Annotated in this window: 1 protein-coding gene; it reads right to left on the bottom strand. The window is 57.5% G+C overall.

What is annotated here, in order from left to right; all coding sequences use genetic code 11:
• Positions 1 to 715, bottom strand: a 715-nt coding sequence (locus ACGLHR_RS51825; protein ID WP_400103914.1) for a reverse transcriptase domain-containing protein, incomplete at its 3' end; no start/stop codon positions are given.
• Positions 716 to 1104 lie beyond the last annotated feature (389 nt).

Raw genomic sequence — 1104 nt, forward strand, 5'->3', positions numbered from 1 at the left:
CTAACGCTTGGTGCGCTTCCGGCCGGGTGCGACATGTCACCACCCAGTCGTCTGCGTACCGCGTCAGTCGATAGCCACGCCTTCGCATCTCCCCGTCAAACGGAGTGAGAAGAATGTTGCTCAAGATCGGTGAAACCACCCCGCCTTGAGGCGTTCCCTGCTCAGTTGCCAGCCGCTTACCCTCGGCAATACAGCCCGCCTTGAGCATCTGCTCAATCAAGCGCAGCACGCGACTGTCCGAAACACGTTGGCCTACCAAGGTAAGGAGCTTCTCGTGCTCCACGGTCCCAAAGAAGTTCTTCAGATCCGCGTCAACGATCCACTCATACCCCTCGGCCAATTCCTTCCAGATCTTGCGCAGGGCATCCTTCGTCGATCTTCCTCGCCGATATCCGAAGCTGGCTGCATCGAACACCGACTCGAAGATCGGTTCCAGCCGGTTAAGCAGCGCCTGCTGGCATACTCGATCGTAAATAGTCGGTATACCCAACGGGCGAAACTTTCCCGGCTGCCCGGACTTCGGGATCAATTGTTGCAATACTGGGAGCGGCTCGTACTTCCCGTCTCTGAGCTCCGCGTGCAGGCGATCAAGTTGCTCTTCCAGACGCGACTCGAAGTCCTCCACACTTTGCTCGTCAACTCCCCCCGCCCCAGCATTGCGCTTCACCCGCAGCCAGGCCATCTCCAAGTTCTTGCGCTTGTAGACTTTGTCCACCAATGAGTGAACCTTCCTCTCTCCTGTTGGATTCAACCAGTCCGCGAGTCTCCTCGGACCATGACTTCTGGGTCTTTCACTTAAGGAACTTGTCCGCGTCATCGTCTTTACTCATCTCACGTTCTTGCCGTTTCCAACCATCTCTGCCAACCGCCTTCCCCAGCCCACTCCGCTGCCGCTTGCGCGGTCACATGGCTTTCACCACGCTTTCGGTACTATTCGGTTGTCCGACTACTCGCCCGGCCTCGTTTCCCACTTCGCTCTCGCTTATAGGGTCACTTATCCCAGTGCCACCCGGGAACCGGACGAGTTCTCCTGAGGTCACGCGCTGTTCTTCCGTACCGTGCCATCCGCAAACACCTTGATACGGTGGGTGAATGAGAACGCCT

The sequence above is a fragment of the Cupriavidus sp. CuC1 genome (assembly GCF_044627735.1).
Taxonomy (GTDB): domain Bacteria; phylum Pseudomonadota; class Gammaproteobacteria; order Burkholderiales; family Burkholderiaceae; genus Cupriavidus; species Cupriavidus ulmosensis.